Below are 25,224 nucleotides of genomic sequence, written 5' to 3'. Positions count from 1 at the left end.
TAAAAGGAAACACTGATGAAGATCATGCTCGCAAACCAGTATTTGCAACCCATCGCAGACCTACTCACCAATATGCCGCTCAAGGCGGCGCAGTCCCGTGCCCGCTCGAAACTCCTCACGCTAGTGAAGGAAGCGATTGCGCGATTCGGGGAAGATGAATACGACCTCGTCGCCCAATTCGCAACACTTGACGATCAGGGTCGCCCAGTGTTCGCCGACGATGGCACGTTCGTCCTCGCCGACCCTGACAAGGCCAGTGAATTCCTCGAAGCCCGTCAAGCCCTGCTCGCGTCGATCGCTGAAGTATCGGGGCCAACCTACGACGGCCACGACAAGGACGTGAAAGCATTTCTTGATGGCTATGAGGGTGAGCTTTCTGGCGAAGCGGCCGAGGCCTATGACGTCCTTTACGACGCGATCACCAAGGGTGGCCAATGACCACCGAGGAAGAAACGAACACGGAGCTGATTGAGCCCAACGGCAATGAGTCAACGCCTAGCGAAGAAGTGCAGCTACCCATCGTCCCGGTCGAATCCGATGCCACGCCCTCACCACCAGCAGAGACCATCGAAGCCCAAGAACTCCCAGCGCCCAAGGCGGCGTCCTTCGACTTGAGCCTGCCAATTCTCGAGGTCCTCACCGACCCGACCATGTAGCCCAGTACTACACCAATTTTTAGATGCCTTCACCCCAGATGGGTGTGGGCAATTTTTTATGCCCACGAAAGGAATCATTCCCATGTCTCTTCACGCCATCTGGCACGCCATCCAAACCGGGATCGCTGGTATTGGTGCCTGGCTCGCCGCTTATCTTGGAGGCCTCGACGGCCTCGTCTATGCGCTGATCGTCTTCGCTATCGCCGACTACATCACCGGGGTGCTGGCCGCCATCAACGAGCGCCGCCTCAGCTCATCCGTCGGTTTTAGGGGTATCAGCCGAAAGATCCTCATCTTCACTCTCGTCGGCCTGGCCCACCTCATCGACGTCCATATTCTCGGAGCACCCGGCGTGCTACGCGCGGCGGTCATTTTCTTCTACCTGTCCAACGAAGGCATCTCGCTGGTGGAGAACGCCACCCGCTTGGGACTGCCTGTCCCATCCCAGATGCGTGGGGCGCTTGATGCGATCGCCAACCGCGCCGAAACCAGGCCCTCACTGACCGAAACGACCACTGAAAACACAAAGGAGAACCAGTCATGAAGAATTGGAACACGCTTGAGGCCGACATCGACCTCATCATGAACACACACTACACACCCGGCCGCAACGGCAGGCGGATCGATAAGGTCATCATTCACCACAACGCCGGAAACCTCACCATTAGGGGCTGTTACGACGTGTGGCAAACCCGTCCTGCATCGGCCCACTACCAAGTCCAAACCGACGGCACAATTGGCCAGCTCGTATGGGATCGCGATACCGCCTGGCATGCAGGCAACTTTGCAGCCAACACCACCAGTATCGGCATCGAACACGCCGACGTGAGCTCCAGCCCGTGGGCTGTGTCGGAGGCGTGCCTCGATAACGGAGCACACCTCGTCGCCGCGATCTGCAAGTTCTACGGCCTTGGCCGACCCCAGTGGGGCAAGAACGTGTTCGGGCACAAAGACTTCTCTGCCACGGCTTGCCCGGCTTCTCTTGCTGGTTCCCAGCATGCCGCCTACATGTCCCGCGCACAGTCTTGGTATGACCAGATGAGCGGTAGCGCACCAGCACCCGCTCCTGCAGCACCGAACATCGACGCATTGGCTGACGCTGTCATTCGCGGTGATTACGGGAACGGGGAGGAGCGTAAGCTCCGCCTCGGAGCCAACTACGCGGCTGTCCAGCAGCGAGTGAACGAGAAGCTCTCTGGCAACACGCCGACGAAGCCAGCAGGGCCCAACATCGACGCGCTTGCCGACGCCGTGATCCGTGGCGACTATGGCAATGGTGAGGAGCGTAAGCGCCGCTTGGGCAACCTCTACGCCGCTGTTCAGGCGCGCGTGAATGCCAAGCTCGGCTACTAAACATCCGCGCCACGTCGGAGCGACTGATGTAGGACGGATTTTGCGGACATTCAAAATAAAAAAGAATGTGGAGGTAACAGACAATGGCAAAATCATTATTTGAGGAACTGGGCGGCAAATACGAAAGGCAAGGGGATTATTTGATACCGTGCTTAACTGTACCCGCCGAAGAAGAACAGGCAATAGGCATCTGGGGGCAACGGCATTTAGATTATCTAAAACAGTACCGTAAAGTTACATACACCAATCTTCTTACAAGCGGCAGGCTAAACGCCTACCTTGCCGACATCAACAGACAGGCACAGGAACGCTTTGAAAGGCTCATAGAGGGTATGAAACAGGCACAGGGCATAACGGAACAGCTAAAGGCAGAAAACGCCTTAGAATGGACAGGATGCCTCAATAACATAAGGGCTTGTGCGAGGGAGATTGTGGAAAAGGAAATTATTTTTGCATAAACAGATGATTAGTGGCAGGGGGAAATCCTGCCGCTTTTTCTGCTTTAGTTTGTCAGCTTGACAAATAAAGGGTTAAGGAATATAATTAGATTCAGTATTATACAAGGAGTTAATAAATATGCGGCAAGGTATTCTTAAATAAACTGTCAATTTGATAGTGGGAACAAAAAGTAGCAGTCCCGTTTCACTTTTAATATGGGGCTTAGTTTTTTGTACCCAGTTTAAGAATACTTTTATCATGTAATTTTATATGCCCGAAAACATATAAGTGTTTTGGGGCTATTGGAGTTATTTACCCAGTGATAGGAGTATTTATCGCCCTTTTTTGGGTGTTGATAGGAGGAAAATCACATGAAAATAATTAACTTAGGCATTCTGGCTCACGTTGACGCAGGAAAGACAACATTAACGGAAAGTTTATTGTATACCAGTGGTGCAATTGCAGAACTAGGGAGCGTAGATGAAGGCACAACAAGGACAGATACAATGAATTTGGAGCGTCAAAGGGGAATCACTATCCAGACAGCAGTGACATCTTTTCAGTGGGAGGATGTAAAAGTCAACATTATAGATACGCCAGGCCATATGGATTTTTTGGCGGAAGTATACCGTTCTTTATCCGTATTAGACGGAGCAGTATTATTAGTTTCTGCAAAGGATGGCATACAGGCACAGACCCGTATACTGTTTCATGCACTACAGATAATGAAGATTCCGACAATTTTTTTCATCAATAAAATTGACCAAGAGGGGATTGATTTGCCAATGGTATATCGGGAAATGAAAGCAAAGCTTTCTTCGGAAATTATAGTGAAGCAAAAGGTTGGGCAGCATCCCCATATAAATGTAACGGACAATGACGATATGGAACAGTGGGATGCGGTAATTATGGGAAACGATGAACTATTAGAGAAATATATGTCAGGGAAACCGTTTAAAATGTCAGAACTGGAACAGGAAGAAAACAGGAGATTCCAAAACGGAACGTTATTTCCCGTTTATCACGGAAGCGCTAAAAACAATCTGGGGATTCGGCAGCTTATAGAAGTAATTGCCAGTAAATTTTATTCATCAACGCCTGAAGGTCAATCTGAACTATGCGGGCAGGTTTTTAAGATTGAATATTCAGAGAAAAGGCGGCGTTTTGTTTATGTGCGTATATATAGCGGAACATTGCATTTGAGGGATGTTATTAGAATATCTGAAAAAGAGAAAATAAAAATCACAGAGATGTGTGTTCCGACAAACGGTGAATTATATTCATCCGATACAGCCTGCTCTGGTGATATTGTAATTTTACCAAATGATGTTTTGCAGCTAAACAGTATTTTGGGGAACGAAATACTGTTGCCGCAGAGAAAATTTATTGAAAATCCTCTCCCTATGCTCCAAACAACGATTGCAGTAAAGAAATCTGAACAGCGGGAAATATTGCTTGGGGCACTTACAGAAATTTCAGATGGCGACCCTCTTTTAAAATATTATGTGGATACTACAACGCATGAGATTATACTTTCTTTTTTGGGGAATGTGCAGATGGAAGTCATTTGTGCCATCCTTGAGGAAAAATATCATGTGGAGGCAGAAATAAAAGAGCCTACTGTTATATATATGGAAAGACCGCTTAGAAAAGCAGAATATACCATCCACATAGAAGTCCCGCCAAATCCTTTCTGGGCTTCTGTCGGGTTGTCCATAGAGCCGCTCCCTATTGGAAGCGGAGTGCAGTATGAAAGCAGAGTTTCACTTGGATATTTAAATCAATCGTTCCAAAATGCGGTTATGGAGGGGGTTCTTTATGGCTGCGAGCAGGGGCTGTATGGATGGAAAGTGACAGACTGTAAAATCTGTTTTGAATATGGATTGTATTATAGTCCTGTAAGTACCCCCGCAGACTTTCGGCTGCTTTCCCCTATCGTATTGGAGCAGGCTTTAAAAAAAGCAGGGACAGAACTATTAGAGCCATATCTCCACTTTGAAATTTATGCACCGCAGGAATATCTCTCACGGGCGTATCATGATGCTCCAAGGTATTGTGCAGATATTGTAAGTACTCAGATAAAGAATGACGAGGTCATTCTGAAAGGAGAAATCCCTGCTAGATGTATTCAAGAATACAGGAACGATTTAACTTATTTCACAAATGGGCAGGGAGTCTGCTTGACAGAGTTAAAAGGATACCATCCAGCTATTGGTAAATTTATTTGCCAACCCCGCCGCCCGAATAGCCGTATAGATAAGGTTCGGCATATGTTCCACAAGTTAGCTTAACAGCTTGCAAAAGTCATATAAAATGAGATTTGAAAGGATTAGAGACTAATTATGATGAAATGCGAATGGATATTGTGTCCTGTTTGTGGGAGCAAAACCCGTAATAAAATTAGGAAGGACACTGTTTTGGAGAATTATCCCCTTTATTGTCCAAAATGCAGACAAGAAAGATTGATTAAAGTTGACAACTTGAAGATAACTGTCATCAAAGAGCCAGACGCTTAAGACGCAGAGCCGATGAAATTGTGGAACAATTCACGAATCATCGGCTCTTTTTGTTTCGTATTTGAAAGAACAAACTCACCAAATAAAAAAACGATATTCGGGTGGGTTATTTTGTTATACCCTAAATTACCCTCTGAATTTGTTTTTAAATTTGGAGGGATTTTTTTATGTCCTTTTTTCGGGCAGTTATCTATCTGCTCATACGAGCCCCGTCACCACTGTGACTTCCCAATCCTCGGGGAGCCGGTGGTGGCGGGGCTTTTCGTCGTTTCATGGATGGATTTAACAAACGGGGGTTCGTCGGCAGTGGGGTGAAGGGAGTGACCCCACTGTGAATGATCTTGATGAACAACGTATCCGTAACCTGCGCACGGCGGGCTGGGGGTATAAAGCGATTGCCGAGTTTTGCGCCCTGACTCGTGACCAGATCCGCTCGTACTGCACAACCCGAAACCTTGACGCTGCTCCGGTGATGGTCGAGCACGTGTGCCAGTGGTGTGCCAACCCTATACAGGGAGCAGCTCGGGCTCGGTTTTGCTCGCCCGCCTGCAGGCATAAAGCTTGGCGGCATCGACAGAAAACTGAGCCTATGCGCGAGCAGACCTGTACGCACTGCGGACGCTGCTTCGCGATCGTGGACAAGCCAGGTCAAAAGTTTTGCTGTCACGCCTGCTATGTACGTGCTCGCTTCGGCACCAGGGGCGGACGACCATGAACACGCTCGCCGCTCCTGTTGATCAACTGGCCCAACCTGACGTGTTCGCCCGAGAACTCGCCTTCATCACGGACGCTCACATCTTGAGCATGCTGGCAGGTCGGGGCGTGCTCACACCCGCAGAGCATCAGCGTGCTCACCGGTTGTTGTTCCAGGCGTGGAGCCCGATCTATCAACCACAGATTGTGGGCAAAACGACTGGATAAACACCGCCTTTAGAGCGTGTATAGACCTAACGCGAAAGGAGAAAACGTGGCACACATCAGTGTGGTGACACCAGTTCGGCCGCCGACCCCAAAACTGGTCAACGTGGCGGCATACGCGAGGGTCTCAACGAACGGCACAGAGCAGTTAGCATCCCTATCGGCGCAAGTGTCGTATTACTCGCGCCTGATCCAGTCCACACCCGGATGGGCCTATGTCGGGGTGTTTACCGACGAGGGTATCACCGGCACGTCAACAAAATCCCGACAAGGCCTGGCAGACCTGATGGACGCAGCCAGGCGCGGGGGTGTCGATATTGTGTTGTGTAAATCAATCTCACGCCTGGCCCGCAACACTGTCGATCTACTGGCTACGGTCCGTGAGCTCAAAGACCTTGGCGTGGCCGTACGGTTCGAACGCGAACGCATCGACACCCTTAGCGCTGACGGGGAACTGTTGCTGACTTTGTTGGCGTCGTTCGCCCAGGAAGAATCCCGCTCGCTATCCCACAACGTGAAATGGGCGATCCGCAACCGATACAAGAACGGGGGCACGAACTCCTTCGTTGTCTATGGCTACCACTGGACAGACGGCGAGTTCACCATCATTGACGAAGAAGCCAAGATTGTGCGCTTACTGTTTGCCAATTATCTCGATGGGATTAGCCCGGAGAAAACCGCGACGATGCTCAATGCTGAAGGTAAACGCTCTCGGGGAGGGGGACGGTTCTACGGGTCAGTGTTTCGTCGCATGCTCGAAAACGAGCGCTACAAGGGCTGCCAAATGCTACAGAAAATGTACCGCCCCACAATCCAAGCACCCACATGCTCCCTCAACAACGGGGAGCTGCCACGCTACTGGGTCGAGCAAGCCCTCCCGCCAATCATTGACGAGGCGATGTTTGACGCGGTGCAAGCAGAAATCGCGTACAGGCGTGAGGTGGGCCCGGCTGCGACCCCGTCGAAGAACACGGGCGTATTCACCGGGCGGATCTGCTGCGCGGCGTGCGGGAAGAACTATCAACGCAAAACCCGCACCTACAAGTCTGGAACCTCGTATAAGTTTTGGCGGTGCTGGAGTGCCTGCACCGGGAATGGCAACCCCTGTAGGGGGCACAACCTGCGCGAAACACTCCTCGAACAAGCCTGCGCAGACATGCTCGGCACCCAAAGTTTCGACCCCGCTGCGGTTGCTGAGCAGGTCGTGATGATTGAGGCCTTCGAGCATCAGCTCACCTTCCACCTCGCGGATGGAACCATTGCACCAGTGGGGTTAACCAGTGAGGGGAGGCTGGCATGAGCCGCACCGTCACAGCGATACCCGCAACAAAGAAGCTTCGATCTGCCACAGCCTCATCTGGCGCACCGGCACGCAGACGGGTCGCTGCCTACGCTCGCGTCTCTACCGAGATGGAAGAACAAACCTCCTCGTATGAGGCTCAGATCGACTACTACACCACCTACATTCATTCCCGTAATGATTGGCAGTTCGCGGGCATGTACTGCGACGAAGGTATCTCTGGCACCTCTATGAAGCACCGTGAGGGATTCCAAACCATGATCGATGACGCCCTGGCAGGCAAAATCGATCTCATCCTCACCAAAAGCGTCTCCCGGTTCGCACGCAACACCGTCGACTCCTTGACCACCGTGCGCAAGCTCAAAGACGCAGGCGTCGAGGTCTATTTTCAGAAGGAAAATATTTACACCTTTGACACCAAAGGCGAATTACTCATCACGATCATGTCGAGTCTGGCGCAAGAAGAATCCCGCTCGATCTCCGAAAACGTCACCTGGGGACACAGGAAACGTTTTGCCGATGGGAAGATTATGGTTCCCTACGCATCACTACTCGGATATAAGAAAGGAGCGGACGGCAGTCTCGTCATCGACGAAACCCAGGCACCGACCGTCAGGCTGATCTACCAGCTGTTCCTTGACGGGATGGCGATCAGTGAGATTAAAACCGAACTCGCTGCCCGCAAGATTCTCACCCCGCGCGGGAAAGAAGTATGGTCAACATCGACAGTGCGCTCCATTCTATCCAACGAAAAATACAAAGGCGACGCTCTTCTCCAAAAGACGTTCACCACCGATTTCCTTACTAAAAAGATGAAGGTCAACGAAGGCGAAGTACCCCAATACTACGTAACAGGCAATCACGAGCCGATTATTGCTCCGCATATCTGGGATCAGGTGCAATACGAACTCTCCACCAGACATGGCAACATATCATCAGCGAAAGTCGGGTTGTTCTCCACCCGGCTCAAATGCTTTCAGTGTGGTGCGTGGTATGGGCGTAAAACGTGGGCATCGAACACGAAATACAAGTACACAGTCTGGCAATGCAACCACAAATACGCAGGGCAGCACCCTTGCAGCAGCGCGACAGTGAAAGACGAGCAGATCAAGGATTCTTTCGTGCAAGCGCTCAACCAACTGATCGCCCGCCACCGGTACGAAAGCCACCTACCGCAGGTGCTTGGCGACATGTTCGATACGAGCCGTTTGGAAGAACAAGCCGCCGCCTGCCAGGCGAAAATCGTGGAGCTGACCGAGCAGATCGAAGCACTGATTGCGGAAAACCAGCAACGCGCGCTCGACCAAGACGCCTACCAAGCCCACTACACAGAGCTCGATACTGCCTACCGTAAGACGCTCGCACGCAAAGCGAGCCTAGAGGCAGATATCGCAGCGAACACCGCCAAGCACGCCGCCATCACCACAACCCTGAATGATCTGACAGGGGAACCGGTGAGCGAGTTTCACCCCGCACAATGGAGCGCACTCATCGACCACGCCATCGTAGGCGAAGATACGATCCGGTTCGTATTCCGAGTTGGTGAGGTAGTGAGGGTTCAGCTTTAGATTTGAGATGAAGATTCTGGCCCGTTCGTGCATGAGCGCGGACGGGCTTTTCTCATGCCCAGAAATCATGGCAACAGGGGAAGCGATAGTGCTCAGGAAGCATTTCCGCAGGTCAGGGCAAACGCGCTACACACTCGCTAACGCAAGCGATTTTCTTGACCCCCTTGGGGCGTACGCGCTAACGCAAACGCCTACTTATCATTTTCGACGTCCAAGTGGAGCGGGCGACGGGAATCGAACCCGCCTCTGCAGCTTGGGAAGCTGCCATTCTACCGATGAACTACGCCCGCGAAAGCGGTGAAACTTCACGCGAGCGGCCGAACCGCGAACGCGAAAGAATCACTAGGTGATTATCCTAGCGTGCCATCCCCGCCAGCGCAAAGCGCGCCCGCGGCTTAGTGCTTGCGGCGCCTGCAAACCAGTGCGTCCGGCACGCACGGTCCAGCACTCGCGGCGTGGAAGCGCGCCCGAATTGCTCAAATTGCTCCATATACCGCCGCACGGGTAGCGCCCACCCGCGCGGGCGTGTCAGAATCTAGGCGTGTTACTTTCCGATGTTGATATTTTGCGTTCCGTGAGCGAGGGCCGCATCGCCCTGCACCCCTGGGATCCGGCAATGGTGCAGCCCTCCTCCATCGATATTCACCTCGACCGCTTCTTCCGACTTTTTGATAACCACAAATACCCGGTCATCGACCCGGCCGCGGACCAATCCGACCTCACCCGCCTGGTAGAAGTCCCGGCCGACGGCGAATTCGTGCTCCACCCGGGAGAATTCGTGCTCGGCTCCACTTTTGAGCAGGTCACCTTGGGGAACGACGTCGCAGCCCGCCTGGAAGGGAAATCCTCCCTCGGGCGCCTGGGACTCCTCACCCATTCCACCGCCGGATTCATCGACCCGGGCTTCTCGGGGCACGTAACCCTCGAGCTTTCCAATACGGCAACGATGCCTATCAAGCTCTACCCGGGCATGAAAGTAGGCCAGTTCTGCTTCTTCCAGCTCTCCTCGGCGGCCACCAACCCCTACGGAGCCGGAGCGAGCGGCTCACGCTACCAGGGCCAGCGCGGCCCCACGGCCTCGCGCTCCCATCTCAATTTCCACCGTATTGATGTAACCCACTACCCGGAAGCCGGTAACTAAACTAGGGCCTTAGCAAGCCTCGCGCTCCCAAGGCAAGCACCGGCCGCGCGGTCTCATCGAGAGCGGAAACGCGGGACACTCTCGCATATTTTCGCTACTGTAGTGATGTTCCATGCGTTAACAATGAGCTCCACCGCCTAAAAATCCGGTGCCCGCACCTACCGGGTGCATCGTGCCCGGTTCACCGCGGAGGAGCTTAGCGGCGCATGCTCAGCACGCAGCACCCGCAGCGTGCATCGCAAAGCTCGAAGGGACGGAGGCTGCCGTGGCATATGTGCTCCTGCTATTTGTGGTGGGGGCGCTGTGTGCACCGCTCGTTATGCAGCGCGGCCGATTCGGCTTCGCGATCCTTGCCCTGATCCCGGCCGGTACTTTCCTATGGCTCCTCACCCTCATTCCCCGCATCCTCCGCGGTGATATCTACCAGCATTCGCTCACCTGGGTGCCCCAGCTGGGCATGGATCTCGATATCCGCATGGATGCCCTTGGCCTCCTCCTCGCCCTCATCGCCACCGGGGTGGGCGCGGCCGTGCTTTTCTATTCGGCGCGGTATTTCAAACGCGATGCCTCCTACCTGGGCCGTTTCGGCGCGATTTTCGTGGCTTTTGCTGGCGCGATGCTCGGCCTGGTCACCACGGACAACACCATCGCCCTCTACATTTACTGGGAACTCACCACCGTCTTTTCTTTCCTCCTCATCGGCCACTATTCCGACCGTCAGTCCTCGCGGCGCGCGGCGTTCCAGGCCATTATTGTGACAACGGCGGGCGGGCTGGCCATGCTGGGCGGGATCACCATGCTGGGCGTCATGCCCGGGGGATCCTTCTCGCTGCACGAACTCGTGGTGGCTTCTCACGAAGCAACACTTTCGCCGGGGAATTCCGCGCTGCTAACAAGCGCCGTCGTACTTGTGCTTATCGGGGCTTTTTCCAAATCAGCCCTGGTGCCCTTCCATTTCTGGCTGCCGGCCGCGATGGCCGCGCCTACGCCGGTCTCCGCTTACCTGCACGCCGCGGCGATGGTCAAAGCCGGGGTGTACCTGGTGGCGCGCCTGGCCCCCGGTTTCGCGCATAATCCCGCCTGGCACTGGATGGTGATTATCCTCGCCTCCTACACGGTGCTGCTGGGTGGCTACCGGGCCCTCAAACAAACCGATATCAAGCTGGTCACCGCCTTCGGCACTGTCTCCCAGCTCGGGCTCATTATTCTTTTCGTCGGCTACGGGGATTCGGCAATGCTGCTGGCCGGGCTCATGCTGCTGCTGGCCCACTCCCTCTTCAAATCCGCGCTTTTCCTTTCCGTGGGCATCGTGGACGTGTGTACCGGCACCCGTGACCTGCGTGAACTATCGAACGTGGGCCGCAATATGCCCGCCGTCGCCACCTTCGCCGGGATGGCGGATGCCTCGATGATGGGTTTCCCGCCCTTCGCCGCTTTCGTGGCGAAAGAAGGCGCCCTCGGTGCGCTATGGGGCGGCAGCGCCACAGATATTGCGGTGCTGATACTCATCGCGGTGGGTTCAGCGCTCACGGTCGCCTACGGTCTGCGTTTCTGGTGGGGCGCTTTCATGCGCAAACCGCGCGTGGAAGATACCGAGGTGCGCGACGTTTCCGCGGTGATGATCTGGCCGGTGGGAATTTTGGCGACGGCGGGCCTGGTGGCCGGGCTCGCAACCGTACCCATCAGCACCTTCCTGGAGCAGTACCTGGCCCAATACCCCGTACTGGCCCCCTACCAGGGCCACCTGCACCTCTGGTCCGGCTTCAACGGCCCCTTCCTGGTGACCCTCGCCATCCTCACGGCCGGATGTCTCCTCTTCTGGCAGCGCCACCGCATCTCCGCCTTCACCCAGCGCCACGCCATCCGGCTCAGCGCCGAGGAAGCCTACCAGCGCATTGTTTCGGGCACCGAACGTTTCTCCATGACCGTCACCGCTCGCACCCAATCCGGTTCGCTTCCCACCTACCTCCTCACCATTTTCTGGTTCTTGCTCATGACCGTGGGAATCGCCCTGCTCACTAACCCGGTGGGCACCCTGGTGGTGCCGCGACTCTTCGATAGTTGGGCGCAGGCTGCGGTGGCTATTGTCGGATGCCTCGGGGTGTTGCTCGCCGCGGCCTCCCGCCACCGCCTCAAAGCGGTGATCCTCATGGGAATTGGCGGCTACGCCGTCGCCCTCACCTACGAGATGTACGGGGCACCGGACCTCGCGCTCACCCAGGTACTCTCCGAAACTCTCACCCTCGTGGTCTTCGTGCTGGTGCTGCGGCGCCTGCCTTCCTACTTCTCCTCCCGGCGCACCAAAGGAACCCAGCGTTTCCGCATTGTTTTCGCGGCCATCATGGGGGTGCTTTTCGCGGGGCTGGCGTACCTGGCGGCCGGGGTGCGCACCCACGCGCCTATTTCAGAACTTTTCGCGGATGAAGGTTTCCGTTTCGGGTACGGGCGCAATATCGTCAATGTGACCCTCGTGGATATCCGGGCCTGGGACACCCTGGGGGAGACCTCCGTGCTGGTGGTATGCGCCGTCGGCATTGCCTCCCTCCTCTTCGTGCGCGACCGCCTCGGCGGCACGGATAGGCTGCGCAATATCCTGGGCGCGAAAAGCGAACGGGTGCAACGCTTGCACCGCCTCGGTGACGACCCGGTGGCATATGTGCGCAACTCGCTGCGCGCCGAAGAAGAAGCGAAACGTTCGGGGCGTAACCGCGCCTGGCTCGCCTCCGCGAACCGCCCCGGGGTGGCCTCCCGCCCGATTATGTTGCAAATCGGCACCCGCCTGGTCTTCCATACCATCCTCATTATTTCGCTCTTCTTCCTTTTCGCCGGGCACAATATGCCGGGCGGAGGTTTCGCCGGCGGGCTGCTGGCCGGCATCGCGCTAACATTACGCTACCTGGCCGGCGGCCGTTTCGAACTGGGCGCCACCCTCCCTATCCTTCCCGCACACCTACTGGGAACCGGGCTGGGCTTGGCTACCCTCTCCTCGCTCGCCCCCATTATGTTGGGCGGTAACCCGCTACAAACCGCGAAAATCGACATGGTGCTTCCGATCTTTGGGGACGTTCATTTTACGACGGCGCTCATTTTTGACACCGGCGTCTATATCGCGGTTGTTGGCCTGGTGGCCGAAATTCTGCGCTCCCTCGGCGGGGAAATTGACCGGCACGGAGAGATCGAAGAAGGCGTCTGGGATGCTGATATTCGCATCGAACCTTCCCATGACGCCCGCCAGAACCTGCGTGAAGAAATGGAATCCCAGGCGGAGCTCAGCGAACGCGCTTCCCCGAAACAAGAAGCCGAGCGCCTGGCTCTGGCTGCCGAACAACGCGATGCGGCAACGGAAGGAGAGCAAGAATGAGCGTATCTCTCGCCCTCATCCTCATGTGCGGGGTTTTCGTTGCCGTAGGGGTCTATCTTATTTTGGAGCGCTCCCTGTCCCGGGTGATTCTCGGGCTGGGCTGCCTCTCCAACGGCGTCAATATTCTTTTCCTTATCGCGGGTGGCCGCACCGGCAATCCGCCCTTTATCGGTAACGGTTCGCCGGATCTGTGGGCGGACCCGCTGGTCATGGCCATGATGCTCACCGCGATCGTTATTACCCTGGCCACCACCGGTTTCCTGCTGGCCATGGCCTATCGCACCTGGCAGCTGCGCGATGATGACGAAGTACGCGACGACGTCGAGGATCGCGCCGTCGCCGTTCGCCAACAACTGGAAGAAAGCAGCCAGCGATCCGAAGTGGGAACAGACTTGCAGGAAACCTCCGCGGAATTCCGCGACGAAACCGATACCCCGGCCCCGCGCTTCGGGCGTTTGGGCCGCTGGAACCGCAAGCATCCGCAGCGCCGCCGGCACCGCTACGTCGCTAACCCGAATGCCACCCACGGCGTGGACGGCTCGCTCGCGAACGGCGGAAAACCGCGGAATAGTGGACGCGGCGGAAACGCGGGAGGTACGCGGCGATGATTTCCTGGCTACTTCCCGTTCCCATTGTGCTGCCCCTGCTGGCCGCCGGGGTGCTCCTGGCGGTTCCGCGCCGGCGCCGCGTGCAAGCCTGGACTGCGGTAGGGATGCTTTCCATCGTCCTCGTGGTCGCGGTGATTCTGCTCTTCGTTTCCGCGCGCGGCCCCATCACCCTGGACGTGGGGAACTGGGCGGCACCCGTGGGTATTTCCCTGGTGGCCGACAGGCTCTCCACCATCATGCTCACCACCTCGGTCACGGTGACCCTCATCGTGCTGGTGTACTCGGTATTTCAGGGCGTGGCCGACGGGGAACGCGGCGCCCCCACCTCGGTGTACTACCCGGCTTTCATGATTCTTTCCGCCGGGGTATCCGATGCTTTCCTCACCGGCGATCTTTTCAATATGTACGTGGGCTTTGAGATTCTCCTGGCCGCGTCTTTCGTGCTCCTCACCATGGGTGGCACGGCCGAACGCATGCGCTCCGGCTCGGTCTACGTGATCGTCTCGATGGTTTCCTCCCTCATCTTCCTCACCGCGCTCGGCCTCACCTATGCCGCGGTAGGTAGCGTCAATCTGGCCGACCTCGCCGTGAAACTCCCGCAGGTAGATCCGGGAATGCGCATGGTCCTCCAGATCCTGTTCCTCGTGGCCTTCGGCCTCAAAGCCGCGATCTTCCCGCTGGCCGCCTGGCTACCGGACTCTTATCCCACCGCCTCCGGCCCGGTCACGGCCGTTTTTGCGGGCCTGCTCACCAAAGTGGGCGTCTACGCGATTATCCGCACCCAGGTGCTGCTCTTCCCGGGCGGGCGCCTGGACGATATCCTCGCCGGCTTCGCGGTGGCCACCATGCTCATCGGTATCCTCGGCGCGATCGCGCAGGAAAACATTAAGCGCCTGCTCTCCTTCACCCTGGTGAGCCATATCGGCTACCTTATCTGGGGCATCGCTATCTCCACCGAAGCGGGACTCTCCTCCACAATTTTCTACGCCGTGCATCATATCGTGGTGCAGACCGCGCTGTTTTTGGTGGTGGGCCTGATTGGCTGGGTGGCAGGAACGACGTCGCTCGTGCGGCTCGGCTCCATTATGCGCGCGGCACCCATGGTTGCGGTGTTGTATTTCCTCCCCGCGCTTTCCCTGGGCGGTATTCCGCCGCTCTCCGGTTTCCTCGGCAAAGTGGGCTTGCTGGAAGCGAGCGCTGCGCGCGGCACCCCGATTGACTGGGTGCTGATAGCGGCCGGCCTGGTTACCTCACTCCTTACTCTCTACGCCGTGATCCGTGCCTGGAATATGGCTTTCTGGCAGGAAGCCCCGGCGGAGCTGCCCTCCACCACCTACCCGAGCGGCATGGTGATCTCCGCCTCCGGACTCATCGCGGTGATGCTCGGTATTACTTTTGCGGCCGCGCCGCTGCGTTCTTTTACCGACGGCGCAGCTGCCGAGCTGGAAGCCCGCACCCCCTATATCAGCGCGGTGCTTCCCGATTGGGATCGCGGTACCGGGATCTCCCCGGAAGTGGATGAAGAAACCGTGGTACCCCACGAAGATTCCACCCCGGATACCGGCACCTTCACCCACACTCCCGCACCGCAGGAAAGCCCGCGCCTGCTGCGCTCCCCGAGCCCCACGCCCGCGGCGTCGCTGCCGGCTGGTGCGCCGGTGCCGGGCGGTGCGCCGTCGTTCAACACACCTACGCCCACGCCCGCGGCGGTTCCCACGCCCGTTCCCACAGTCTCCGGAGGTGAGCAATGAGTCGCGATAGCGAAGCAATCCGCCTGGTCACCCGGCGCGAAGGTCGTTTCCCGAGCGCCTCCCTGGGGGTGCTGATGTGGCTGACCATCGTGTGGGTGCTGCTCTGGGGGCAGGTCAGCGCCGCCAATATCGTGGCCGGTTTTTCCCTCGCGCTCCTCGTCACCGAACTGGCGCCGTTCCCTACCGCCTCCTTCGACGGGCGTTTCCGAATCTGGGGAGTGATCCGCCTCGTCGCGATTTTCGTACGCGACCTCGTGCATGCCTCCTGGCAGCAAGCCTGGTTTATCCTGCGGCGCGCTACTCCGCGCGGCGCGGTGATCCGCGTGCGGCTGCGCTCCCACTCGGATGCCTACCTGGCGATTACCGCCGGGATGTCCACGCTGGTGCCCGGCTCGCTCGTTATCGATACCGATGCTGCTTCGGGCACCTTGTACGTGCATGTATTCGATGTGGGCATGGCCGGGGGAGTGAGCGCCGCGCACCAATCGGTGCTCGATTTGGAGGAACGGGTGCTGCGTGCTTTTGCCTCGCGCAGTGAGCTGGTGCAGGCCGGCTTCGTGCCAGGTTCCAGTCCCAAGGCCGGGCGCCTGCCCGTTCCCTTCGCTCCCGATAGCTCCGGAGGTGAACGATGATTATCGTGATGGTGATCTGCGGGGTGCTCTTGACCATCTCCGCGCTGCTGGTCACGGTCCGCATCGTCAAAGGCCCCACGGTTCTCGACCGGGTAGGGGCACTCGATGTCATCACTTCGATTATGGTGGGTGCGCTCTGCCTGCTCGCAGCGGTGACCCGGCGAGCGGATTTGCTGGCGGTTTTCGTCGTCGTCGCCATTGTTGGTTTCCTCGGATCCGTGGCCGTGGCGCGCTTCATCCGGCCCGTGGACCAAAACGACCCGAAGGAGATGCGGCGCCTCGAAAAGGCGAACGAACACGAAACAACCGACGAAGAAGAAGACGAAAGCCCCGCCCACGATCCGGACCGCGATACCGAGCAGGAAGGAGTCCGGCCGTGAGCCCCTGGGATATTATCGGCGCCGCGCTCATGCTGGCCAGCGCCGCACTCACCTTCGTGGCCGCCATCGGCATGTTCCGCTACCCGGACCTTATGACGCGCCTGCACGTGGCCACCAAACCGCAGGTCCTCTCCCTGATCATGGGTTGCCTGGGCGCGGCCTGCCTGGTGCGTGACCCCTCAATGACGTGGACGCTGCTGCTCGTGATCGGCTGCCAGCTCATCACCTCGCCCATCTCCGCGCATATGCTGTCCCGCGCCGGATACCGTACCGGCCGTATCGATTCGGATGCCATGGTCGTGGACGAATTGCGCGAGGACCTGCGCTTCGGGCGTGGGCTGAGTCATAATAGTTCTGGACAGGACAAGAATTCAGCGCGGGGGAGCACCTCTACGCAATAAATATTGAGGGCGGTGCCGGGCTTCCTGGCCGCATCTGGCCGGGGCCGCGCCGCGCGAAGAAAGGGACGCTATGGATATCGGGTGGAAAGTTGTGAGCGCGGGCGTTGGGGTGCTCTCGGGGATCGTCGCCAATAAAATCGTGGACGTGGTGTGGAAGGGTATTTCCGGGCGGGAGATTCCCGATTCGGAGGACCCGAACGCGCCGCTCGTGGACGCGATGATTTTCGCCGTGGTTTCCGCCGGGGTGGCGGCGGCAGTTTCCCAGCTCACCCAGCGCCAGGCCGCGAAATGGTACGGCAAGGGCGAAGTGATCGATTCGCAGGCGCGCGCCCGGGCCTAAGGTTCGCGCGGCGCCGATCCGGTTCCGACCCGGCGCCGATCCGGTTCCGACCCGGCGCCGATCCGGTTTCGGCTCGGGACCGCAGGTGTGAAAATCTGGGACCTCCGTACTAGACTGGACGGCACGACAGGGGAGCGCAGCAGCGCTGAGAGTGCGGCCGGCACGCGGCACGCAGACCCTCGAACCTGCTCCGGTTAGTACCGGCGAAGGGAGTCGAGATCTCTCCTCCGCACCGCGGAGACCCTCCTTATATCCTGAGGAGGATGCATGGTCCAGAAAAATAGGCACGGCGCCCGCGCACTTACGGCCGCCGCGATGGTTGCGGCACTGGCCCTGGCCGGCTGCTCAAAGAACGACGACGCCGCCTCTCCGGCAGCGAGCGATCATCCCACCACAGTTCGCGTGGTCAGCCACGAATCATTCAACCTACCCGATGAACTCATTGCCCGCTTCGAGAAAGAATCCGGGTACACCATCGTGAAATCGGCACCCGGGGATACCGGCCAGGTTGTAAACCAATTGGTGCTGGCGGATGGCAAACCCGGCGCGGATATGGTGTTCGGGGTGGATACCTACACCGCCTACCAGGCGCTGGACGGTAACACCATCGCCGATTATTCTTCCCCGAAGCTTCCCGCGGGGGTGACCGCCCTCGAAGGGAAACTCAATCCCATCGATCAGGGCGAAGTCTGCGTGAATTACGATCGCGAGTGGTTCACCCAGAAAAATATGATTCCGCCCCTGAGTTTCGCGGATCTTTCCCGCCCCGAATACGCCGGGCTGCTCGCGGTGGAAAACCCAGCTCTTTCCTCTCCCGGCCTGGCTTTCCTGGCTGCTACCGCGCACGTTGCCGGGGGAACGGAGGGGCTCTCCCAGCTGTGGGGTCAGCTACTGGGGGCCGGAACCCGCATTTCTGGCTCGTGGACGGATGCTTACTACACTGATTTTTCCGGTTCGGAAGGCAAGGGAAACTACCCGCTGGTGGTTTCCTATTCTTCCTCCCCTGCTGCTGAAAACGGGCGCACCGGCGTGATTGAATCGACCTGCGTACGCCAGGTGGAATACTCCGGGGTGCTGCGCGGGGCAGAGAACCCGGAAGGCGCGCAGGCTTTTATCGACTTCCTGCTTTCCGAGGATGTGCAGAAAGCTATCCCGGAGTCGATGTACGTGTACCCGGTGGCCGATGTGGAGCTGCCCGCGAGCTGGCAGCAGCACGCCCCGCGTGTCAAGGACCCCATCGTGCTGGACGCCAAAGAAGTGGGGGCCCAGCGCGCCGAATGGATCCGCGCCTGGCGTGACACCGCGGGAATGTGAGTAACGCATTCCGTATCCCGCGCCCGCGCGGAGCTTCCCTGGTGGTTGCCCTCGCGCTCGCGGTCCCGCTATTTTTCCTCGCGGTATTTTTCCTGTGGCCGGTGGTGGCGATGCTCGCGCGCGGGCTCGTCACCCCGGCCGGGGTGGATACCGCGGGTTTCGCCGCCGAGCTCACCCGCCCGCGCACCTGGAAAGTCGCCGGGCAAACCCTGTGGATGGCGGCGGCCAGCACCGCCTGCTCGGTCGTGCTGGGGCTTCCCCTCGCCTATGTGCTCTACCGCCTGCGACTGCCCGGGGTGCGGGTGGTGCGGGCCTTCGTGGTGGTGCCTTTCGTGCTCCCCACCATCGTGGTGGGTACCGCGTTCCGGGCGCTGCTGCGCGCCGACGGCCCCTACGGTTTCCTAGGCTGGGATTCCAGCCCGTGGGCGGTGGTCGCGGCCATGGTTTTCTTCAATACCGCGGTGATTTCCCGGACGGTAGGGCCCCTGTGGGCGGCGCTGCCCCCGCACGCGGAGGCCGCTCGCACCCTCGGTGCCTCCCCGTGGCGGGCTTTCCGTACCGTCACCCTTCTGGAACTGGCCCCGGCTATTACCTCCGGCGCGGCTATTGTCTTTTTATTTTGTTCGACGTCGTTCGGAATCGTCCAAACCTTAGGCGCACCCGGCTACGGTACCCTCGAAACTGAAATCTGGGTGCAGACCACCACCTTCCTTGATTTACGGGCCGCGGCGGTGCTTTCGCTGCTGCAAGTGGTGATCGTTGGGATTGCCACCGCGGTGGCGGCCCGGGCCACCCGGCGCACCTCAGCGGCGCTGCGCCTGCGCCCGGCCGCCCGCAGGAAAGTGGGCCCGAGTGATATTCCGGCGCTGCTCATCAGCTCGGCTACCGTTATTTTCCTGATCGGGGCTCCGCTCCTCACCCTGGTGGCGCGATCCTTCCAGCGTTCGGGCACCTGGACGCTGGAGAACTACCGAAACCTCATCGGTTCTTCTGGATTTGCGGGGGTGTCGGCTTCCGATGCACTCCGGAATTCTTTGACGACGGGACTGAGCGCTGCCGCACTTGCCCTACTCCTCGGGGCGCTGTTGGCTTTCGCGTTGGCCTCCCCGTGGGCCCCGCCGCGGCCGGTGAGCACGGCCGCGGAAGGGATCGCCCTGCTGCCGCTGGGTGTTTCCGCGGTGACGGTCGGTTTCGGATTATTCCTCACCATCCGGATGCTTGTACCTTCCGCGCAATTACTCGTGCCGGTAGCCCAAGCGGTGGTGGCCCTTCCCCTCGTGGCCCGGGTGATTCTCCCGGTGGTGCGGGCCATCGACCCGCGCCTGCGCGAGGCTGCCGCCACCCTGGGGGCCGGGCCGGGGCGGGTCTGGAGAAGTATTGATCTGCCGCTGGCCGCCCGGGCGCTCGCGGTGGCCGCCGGTTTCGGCCTGGCCATTTCCTTAGGGGAATACGGTGCCACATCCTTCCTGGCCACCAGTGATTCCACCACGCTTCCGGTGCTGATCGGCCAGCTCTTGGGGAGGCCCGGGGCGGAAAATTACGGGACCGCGATGGCCGGGGCGGTAGTGCTCGGTACGGTCACCGGGGGGCTGATGGCGCTGAGTGAAATGGCGGCGCCTGCCGGGGCTGCGTCGTCGTTATTAACGCAGCAGAAAGGAAAGCTTCGTGTTAGAACTTTGTGACGTGTCGGTGCGTTACCCGGACGGTTTCGAGGCGGTGCGCGGCGTGAATCTTAGCGTGGAGTCGGGCACGACCGTGGCGCTGCTGGGGGCCTCCGGTTCGGGGAAATCCTCGCTGCTGCGCGGGATCGCCGGGCTGGAGGCAGTACGCGGGCAGGTGCTGATCGACGGCGCTGATATGACGGCGGTTCCCACCCATCGGCGCGGGGTGGGCATGGTTTTTCAGGACGGGCAGCTTTTCCCGAATCGCAGCGTGGGTGGAAATATTGCCTACGGAATTGAGAAGGGCCGTCCGCGCGCCGAGGTAGAGGCGGAGGTTGAGCGCTGGCTGGAGCTGGTGGAACTGAGCGGTTATGCCAAGCGGGCGGTCACGACTCTTTCGGGTGGGCAAGCCCAGCGGGTGGCTCTGGCCCGTTCCCTGGCGGCGCGCCCGCGGGTGCTGCTCCTGGACGAACCGCTTTCCGCCCTCGATACCCGCCTGCGGGAGGACCTGGCGGTATTCCTGCGCCGGGTGCTGCAAAAGGCCGGCACGACGGCGGTCTACGTGACCCACAATGATGCCGAAGCGGCGACCGTTGCCGACCGGGTAGTGCACATGGATAGCGGGCGGCTGGTTGCCGCAGGTTAACTAATCTTCCTGAACAGTGCAGCTAGAGCCCGAGGAAGCGCAGGATTGCGGGGAAGTCCTCGTTGATCTGCGCGGTGCCGGCCGCGAAAGAGGCTTCCAGCTTTGCCACATTGGTTTCCCTATTCGAAGTCAGCTGGTGGCGCGGGAAGTAGAGGTAGGCTCGCCCCCGCGCTTCCAGATTGAAAAGATGAGCCCGGGTGGCGTTGTACTTCGCGGCACGTTCCTCCAGTGCGGTAATGAGGTGAGGATATTTGCGGAACGCCGCCCGGATCAGCGCACTTGCCTTTCGGGAAGGTGCCGGGCGCACGTAATCGCGCGGTTTCGTCATAATAACGACGGCGCGCTCGAAGCCAGCAGCCTCAGCAGCATCAATAGGTATACCCCCGGATGGCCCGAGCGCGCCGTCGGCGTAAAGCTCACCGTCGAGCGTTACGAAAGGCATAATGCCGGGCATCGTTGAGGACGCCTGCACCCGCACCAACAGGTCGTCAAGAACCCTAATATCGCTGCGGTGCCAGTGCGCGGCGGCGCCGTCGCTCAAACGAAAAGCACTGATATCGAAATCACCGGGCGTGGACTGGAAAGTCTCGAAATCAAAGGGAAGGGCTTGGCCCGGGCGCGACGTGTGAAGGTAAATATAATCCGAGTTGAAGGCGCCCTTGCCGCTGAGGAAGGTCCGCCAGTTTCCGATATTCGGATCTGCCCCAAATTCCACGAAAGAATGCCGGGCCCGCAGCGGGTCGCGGCTGAGGTAATTCGCCACGTGGCTGGAACCCGCCGAAATTCCCGAAACATGCGGGAATTCCAGGCCTGCCTCGATGAGCTTGATAACCACCGGGGCGGTGGCGCTCGCGCGCATACCGCCGCCCTCAAAAACGAGGGCGGTTTCAGCAATCCGAGACATGGGGTTTCCTTTCTACGTGCCAGGCCGGGGCGGGTGCGGCCGCGAGCGAAGCTGACTCCGGCCGCGGCCCGAACTACCTGCCGCGCACTCCTGATTCGCCCATTCCGTAACGCAGCGAATTGACTTCGCAGCTGCATTCGGTGGCGATATTGATAGTGGAAGCAATCGCACCTTCGGCACGCAGCTCCAGCAGGCGGGGAACAACCCGATCCCGCAAGGACCACGGGTCAATGGTATTGACGTAGATCTTGGTGCCGCCTTCAAAACCGGCGAGGGTGGAGGTGCGCCATTTGAGGAGCACCCGCCACGGGGTTGCTACTTCCATATCCCGCGAAGGTGCGTACCATTCTTCATTCGTGGGAATATCTGGGCCGGTGGCCGCGTGCATGGCATGCACCAGATCCGAAACGGCGCGCAATTCATGGCGGGTGTGCTCGAAGGGTTGGGAGGCTTCCGAACGCGACCATACTTCGAGGGTGGGGTAGCGATGCCCGAAACCGGCGTAGGCCACCGCGTACTTATTCTCCGCAATAACGAGATTGTGGTAGCCGGCGTAATCCACCCCGTACTCGTTGAAGATATTGGGGTTATCGCGCACCCGGTCCACTTCGTAGCGGTGATTGACGGTGCGCTCATCAATCGAGACCAGCTGCTTATGGAGGTGTTCGAAGGAGGCACCGGCCGGCCGCAACCAATTCTGGAAGACCTGCACGTATTTGACGTAGCGGTTCTGCTCGTACAGATCGCGCATGGCATCCGCGGTAAGCAGGAAGTACCAGTAGTGCTCAGCCGGGGTGAGGGTACCCGAGCCAGCCCGATTCGCGGTGGAATCGGAACCGGGCACATAGTGGTGGCGCCCGATAATGAGGTCATGCCCGCCCCCGTAGAACGGTAGCGCGCTCAAGAGGCGCTCCCGCTCCGGAAGTGCATTCCAGGCATCCTCATCCATGCCCGAGGCAATGGCCTTGTTATGCGCCACGGAAAGCACGTGGGCCCGCCCGGCCGCATCCGAGGTGTAGCGCTCAAAAGCATCCTGGCGGCGGGTGGTGAGTTCGTACTGGTAGTTGGTGGTCCAGTACTGGAAAGGAACAATCTCAAAAAGATTGGGAACCCGCCGGAAATCCCACGGGTCCGCCAGGGAATCCACCGGGGCATCATAGGTGATCCGAGCTTCACCCGTGGCGGGATTGCCAACGATGCGCGCCTTTTCCGGCGGTGTTTCCAGCACCCGATCCGCGCAGAAAGAACAGAAGTTTTCCGGGTGATTCGCGCTCAGCGGTTCCGCGATAGGAACTTCCGCCTTGAGGGGCCGGTTAGCGCGGCCCGGCTGGGTCCACACTTCGGTACCGGAAAACGGGTTGATCTGTTTGATGGTCCCATCCGGAAGCCGGGTAATAGGCGGGCGAATTTCGTGGCGTACAACCATAAGTTTCCCTCACGTTCGGCAGCAGAGCCACCCACCATAGTAGTGGGTAGCCCCGCTGCGAGCACGGTGAAGCTGAATTCTTAGCTCACCGAATACCCGGCCTGCGCCAAAGTTGCATAAGCCTCATTGACGAAGGCTCTGCGTACCTGCACCTCATAAGAATTGGCGGTGGTGGCCCGCACCGAAGCGAAGTCACGCCGCCCACCGGTGAAGCCGTGCGAGATCGCGCCCATAATGGCACCGAGCACCGCCCCGCAAGCAAGCCCGAAGAGGAGCACCTGCCAGAGCACCACGGCCGGCGCGAAAAGAATAAAGAAGAAGGAGAAGAAGAGACCCCAGGAAGCCCCGCCTGCCGCGCCGTAGAGCGCGGCCTTTCCGGTAGTCAGGCGCCCGGTCACCTGCTCCACGCTTTCCAGATTCACGCCGACGATACGCACATTTTCCACCGGGAACCCGGCATCCGAGAGCGCATCTACCAGGCGTTCGGCCTGCCGATAATCAGAAACTTCCGTAATGGTGCGGTAATCCGCGGCACTTTGTTCAGCGGCGCGCGCGGTGGCGGACGCGCCAGTAGTTATGTTTTCATTCATAGGCTCATCCTAAAGGTGGCCTATGACAGAAAAATCGCCCTCGAAACAAAAATCAGCTGCGCGCCGGAAATGCTCGCTAGCGGTGGAAACCGGGAAGCGTATTCCGGCGCGCAGCCTGGATGGTGTCAGTGCGCGCCAAATCATACGGGCGCGCAGCTCACGCACACTGGCTAGCCAGCCACGTTAATCAATCGTGGATAGGTCCGCGGCGCCAATAATCCCGGCGTCATTCCCGAGCCGCGCGAGGCGAATTTCCGGCAGCGTCCGGTATTTCGCCACGGGGAGAACTTCGGGGAATTCGCGTACCAGCGGATCGAGCACGAGCGAACCTGCTTCGCTCACCCCGCCGGCGATCACGAAGATTTCCGGATCGAAAATGGTGGCCATATCCGCCAGGCCGATGGCGTTCCAATGGGCGAGCTCGTTGAAAACATCGAGGGCCATCTCATCGCCTTCCTGGGCGGCCGCGGTCACGGCCGGGCCGGTCACGCGCCCCTCACCCAGTTCCAGGATGCGAGCGGCACCGCTGGGATAATCCGCGGCCCGCTCGGTGGCGAAACGTACCAGCGCACTACCCGAGCCCATCACTTCCCAGCACCCGCGCGAGCCGCATCCGCACAGCGGCCCGTTCGGAACCATGTGGATATGCCCGATTTCAGCCCCGAAACCGAAAGCTCCGCGCAGCAGATTCCCGTTCATAATGACGCCGCCACCCAGCCCGGTGCCGAGCGTTACTACAACGGCAGATTCCGCATCCGCGGCCGCGCCGAAACGGTATTCGGCCCAGGCGGCCGCGTTGGCGTCATTTTCAACGACGACGGGCATACCGGTAAGCTCAGCGATACGTGAACCGAGCCGTCCGTTCTGGAGGGGCACATTCGTGCCGTAGATCAACGTATCGCGATCCGCGGCGATATAGCCGGCCTGCCCGATTCCAACGGTGGTAGCCCCCGAGGATTTGAGGTCATTGACGCAGGCGGCGATGGTTGCGATAAAGGCCTCGGAATCCTGGCGCGGCGTGGGGCGCCGGACCCGCTGCAAAATTTCACCTTGTTCATTGACGACGCCGGCGGCCACCTTCGTGCCGCCAACATCCACACCGATGCTCAGAGTCATGGTGCAAGTCTACCCGGCAAAGACCGCCATATTGCGGGATGGCACAGCGGCGTCGTCGTACCGAAGAAGGGGTGTGCGCGGACGTGACACAGCTCGCGAAAAGCAAGCGGGAATAAAAATCGACACCCTAAGGTTGAGTTAGGTGGACTCAAGAAAGGGCGAGCCGATTGGACATAGGTTCTCGGATCGTTCAGACTTGGAAGG

Annotated in this window: 24 protein-coding genes, 1 tRNA gene and 1 riboswitch; of the genes, 20 read left to right on the top strand and 5 right to left on the bottom strand. The window is 59.0% G+C overall.

The features are described 5' to 3' along the window. Positions 1–15 precede the first annotated feature (15 nt). From ACTFPK_RS06455 to ACTFPK_RS06415, 9 genes are all read left to right on the top strand, one after another. On the top strand, positions 16–438 hold the full coding sequence (locus ACTFPK_RS06455) for a DUF1617 family protein (RefSeq protein WP_004007601.1): 423 nt from the start codon (positions 16–18) through the stop codon (positions 436–438). After that, entirely contained in the window at positions 435–656 is a 222-nt protein-coding gene (locus ACTFPK_RS06450; RefSeq protein ID WP_004007600.1) for a hypothetical protein, read from the top strand. Before ACTFPK_RS06455 ends, ACTFPK_RS06450 begins: the two co-directional genes overlap by 4 nt. Before the next feature lie 82 nt (positions 657–738). After that, positions 739–1,200, top strand: coding sequence for a phage holin family protein (locus tag ACTFPK_RS06445; RefSeq protein WP_036324911.1), 462 nt, complete (start codon positions 739–741; stop codon positions 1,198–1,200). Then, positions 1,197–2,009, top strand: a complete 813-nt coding sequence (locus ACTFPK_RS06440) for an N-acetylmuramoyl-L-alanine amidase (RefSeq protein ID WP_004007598.1) — start codon at positions 1,197–1,199, stop codon at positions 2,007–2,009. The genes ACTFPK_RS06445 and ACTFPK_RS06440 overlap by 4 nt, the downstream gene beginning before the upstream one ends. 83 nt (positions 2,010–2,092) lie before the next feature. Next, positions 2,093–2,467: a TnpV protein gene (locus ACTFPK_RS06435; RefSeq protein ID WP_001129922.1), complete on the top strand. Its 375-nt coding sequence runs from the start codon at positions 2,093–2,095 to the stop codon at positions 2,465–2,467. Positions 2,468–2,818: 351 nt separating this feature from the next. After that, entirely contained in the window at positions 2,819–4,738 is a 1,920-nt protein-coding gene (gene tet(O) / locus ACTFPK_RS06430) for a tetracycline resistance ribosomal protection protein Tet(O) (RefSeq protein WP_004007597.1), read from the top strand. 51 nt (positions 4,739–4,789) lie between these two features. Continuing rightward, positions 4,790–4,963: a cysteine-rich KTR domain-containing protein gene (locus ACTFPK_RS06425; protein ID WP_002779755.1), complete on the top strand. Its 174-nt coding sequence runs from the start codon at positions 4,790–4,792 to the stop codon at positions 4,961–4,963. 967 nt (positions 4,964–5,930) lie between these two features. Next, positions 5,931–7,181: a recombinase family protein gene (locus ACTFPK_RS06420; protein ID WP_004007594.1), complete on the top strand. Its 1,251-nt coding sequence runs from the start codon at positions 5,931–5,933 to the stop codon at positions 7,179–7,181. Continuing rightward, positions 7,178–8,749: a recombinase family protein gene (locus ACTFPK_RS06415; RefSeq protein ID WP_004007593.1), complete on the top strand. Its 1,572-nt coding sequence runs from the start codon at positions 7,178–7,180 to the stop codon at positions 8,747–8,749. Before ACTFPK_RS06420 ends, ACTFPK_RS06415 begins: the two co-directional genes overlap by 4 nt. A 216-nt stretch (positions 8,750–8,965) precedes the next feature. Here the strand turns inward: ACTFPK_RS06415 and ACTFPK_RS06410 are convergent. Then, positions 8,966–9,039: transfer RNA gene (locus tag ACTFPK_RS06410), tRNA-Gly, on the bottom strand. A 251-nt stretch (positions 9,040–9,290) separates the two neighbouring features. Here ACTFPK_RS06410 and dcd point away from each other — a divergent pair. The 11 genes from dcd (at position 9,291) to ACTFPK_RS06355 (ending at position 20,984) form a co-directional block, all read left to right on the top strand. Continuing rightward, positions 9,291–9,890: a dCTP deaminase gene (gene dcd / locus ACTFPK_RS06405; protein ID WP_126135814.1), complete on the top strand. Its 600-nt coding sequence runs from the start codon at positions 9,291–9,293 to the stop codon at positions 9,888–9,890. Positions 9,891–10,155: 265 nt separating this feature from the next. Next, positions 10,156–13,251, top strand: a complete 3,096-nt coding sequence (locus ACTFPK_RS06400; RefSeq protein ID WP_439911327.1) for a Na+/H+ antiporter subunit A — start codon at positions 10,156–10,158, stop codon at positions 13,249–13,251. Continuing rightward, positions 13,248–13,859, top strand: coding sequence for a Na(+)/H(+) antiporter subunit C (locus ACTFPK_RS06395; RefSeq protein ID WP_126135813.1), 612 nt, complete (start codon positions 13,248–13,250; stop codon positions 13,857–13,859). Before ACTFPK_RS06400 ends, ACTFPK_RS06395 begins: the two co-directional genes overlap by 4 nt. Beyond that, positions 13,856–15,610 carry a Na+/H+ antiporter subunit D gene (locus tag ACTFPK_RS06390; RefSeq protein ID WP_274734283.1) on the top strand — a complete coding sequence of 585 codons (1,755 nt, stop codon included), beginning with the start codon at positions 13,856–13,858 and terminating at the stop codon, positions 15,608–15,610. Before ACTFPK_RS06395 ends, ACTFPK_RS06390 begins: the two co-directional genes overlap by 4 nt. Next, positions 15,607–16,242 (top strand): Na+/H+ antiporter subunit E, encoded by a 636-nt coding sequence (locus ACTFPK_RS06385; RefSeq protein ID WP_126135811.1) that lies wholly within the window; start codon positions 15,607–15,609, stop codon positions 16,240–16,242. The genes ACTFPK_RS06390 and ACTFPK_RS06385 overlap by 4 nt, the downstream gene beginning before the upstream one ends. Continuing rightward, positions 16,239–16,622, top strand: coding sequence for a monovalent cation/H+ antiporter complex subunit F (locus ACTFPK_RS06380; RefSeq protein WP_016441872.1), 384 nt, complete (start codon positions 16,239–16,241; stop codon positions 16,620–16,622). The genes ACTFPK_RS06385 and ACTFPK_RS06380 overlap by 4 nt, the downstream gene beginning before the upstream one ends. Next, on the top strand, positions 16,619–17,023 hold the full coding sequence (gene mnhG, locus ACTFPK_RS06375) for a monovalent cation/H(+) antiporter subunit G (RefSeq protein WP_284898918.1): 405 nt from the start codon (positions 16,619–16,621) through the stop codon (positions 17,021–17,023). The genes ACTFPK_RS06380 and mnhG overlap by 4 nt, the downstream gene beginning before the upstream one ends. Before the next feature lie 70 nt (positions 17,024–17,093). Next, entirely contained in the window at positions 17,094–17,363 is a 270-nt protein-coding gene (locus tag ACTFPK_RS06370) for a DUF4235 domain-containing protein (protein WP_284890085.1), read from the top strand. 118 nt (positions 17,364–17,481) lie between these two features. After that, positions 17,482–17,592, top strand: a riboswitch (TPP riboswitch). A 38-nt stretch (positions 17,593–17,630) separates the two neighbouring features. Beyond that, positions 17,631–18,677, top strand: coding sequence for a thiamine ABC transporter substrate-binding protein (locus ACTFPK_RS06365; protein ID WP_284898917.1), 1,047 nt, complete (start codon positions 17,631–17,633; stop codon positions 18,675–18,677). Beyond that, positions 18,674–20,359, top strand: coding sequence for an ABC transporter permease (locus tag ACTFPK_RS06360; protein ID WP_284898916.1), 1,686 nt, complete (start codon positions 18,674–18,676; stop codon positions 20,357–20,359). Before ACTFPK_RS06365 ends, ACTFPK_RS06360 begins: the two co-directional genes overlap by 4 nt. Beyond that, positions 20,343–20,984 (top strand): ABC transporter ATP-binding protein, encoded by a 642-nt coding sequence (locus ACTFPK_RS06355; protein WP_284898914.1) that lies wholly within the window; start codon positions 20,343–20,345, stop codon positions 20,982–20,984. The genes ACTFPK_RS06360 and ACTFPK_RS06355 overlap by 17 nt, the downstream gene beginning before the upstream one ends. Positions 20,985–21,006: 22 nt before the next feature. Here ACTFPK_RS06355 and ACTFPK_RS06350 read toward each other — a convergent pair whose 3' ends face one another. The 4 genes from ACTFPK_RS06350 to ACTFPK_RS06335 form a co-directional block, all read right to left on the bottom strand. Next, on the bottom strand, positions 21,007–21,888 hold the full coding sequence (locus tag ACTFPK_RS06350; protein ID WP_284898912.1) for a patatin-like phospholipase family protein: 882 nt from the start codon (positions 21,886–21,888) through the stop codon (positions 21,007–21,009). 73 nt (positions 21,889–21,961) lie between these two features. Continuing rightward, complete coding sequence (locus tag ACTFPK_RS06345) at positions 21,962–23,314, bottom strand: DUF4921 family protein (protein WP_284898911.1); 1,353 nt, start codon at positions 23,312–23,314, stop codon at positions 21,962–21,964. Between the two features lie 80 nt (positions 23,315–23,394). After that, the gene (locus ACTFPK_RS06340) at positions 23,395–23,904 is read right to left on the bottom strand and encodes a general stress protein (RefSeq protein WP_087069990.1); all 510 of its coding nucleotides are present in this window, start codon (positions 23,902–23,904) and stop codon (positions 23,395–23,397) included. Positions 23,905–24,087: 183 nt separating this feature from the next. Next, positions 24,088–25,020, bottom strand: a complete 933-nt coding sequence (locus tag ACTFPK_RS06335) for an ROK family glucokinase (RefSeq protein WP_439911326.1) — start codon at positions 25,018–25,020, stop codon at positions 24,088–24,090. Between the last annotated feature and the right edge of the window lie 204 nt (positions 25,021–25,224).

Origin of the sequence: Actinotignum sp. UMB0459 (assembly GCF_051905915.1) — a bacterium.
In the GTDB taxonomy this organism is placed as follows: Bacteria; Actinomycetota; Actinomycetes; order Actinomycetales; family Actinomycetaceae; genus Actinotignum; species Actinotignum sanguinis.
The sequence above is the reverse complement of the archived record's forward strand: the minus strand, read 5'-3'. Positions and strand labels throughout refer to the sequence as shown.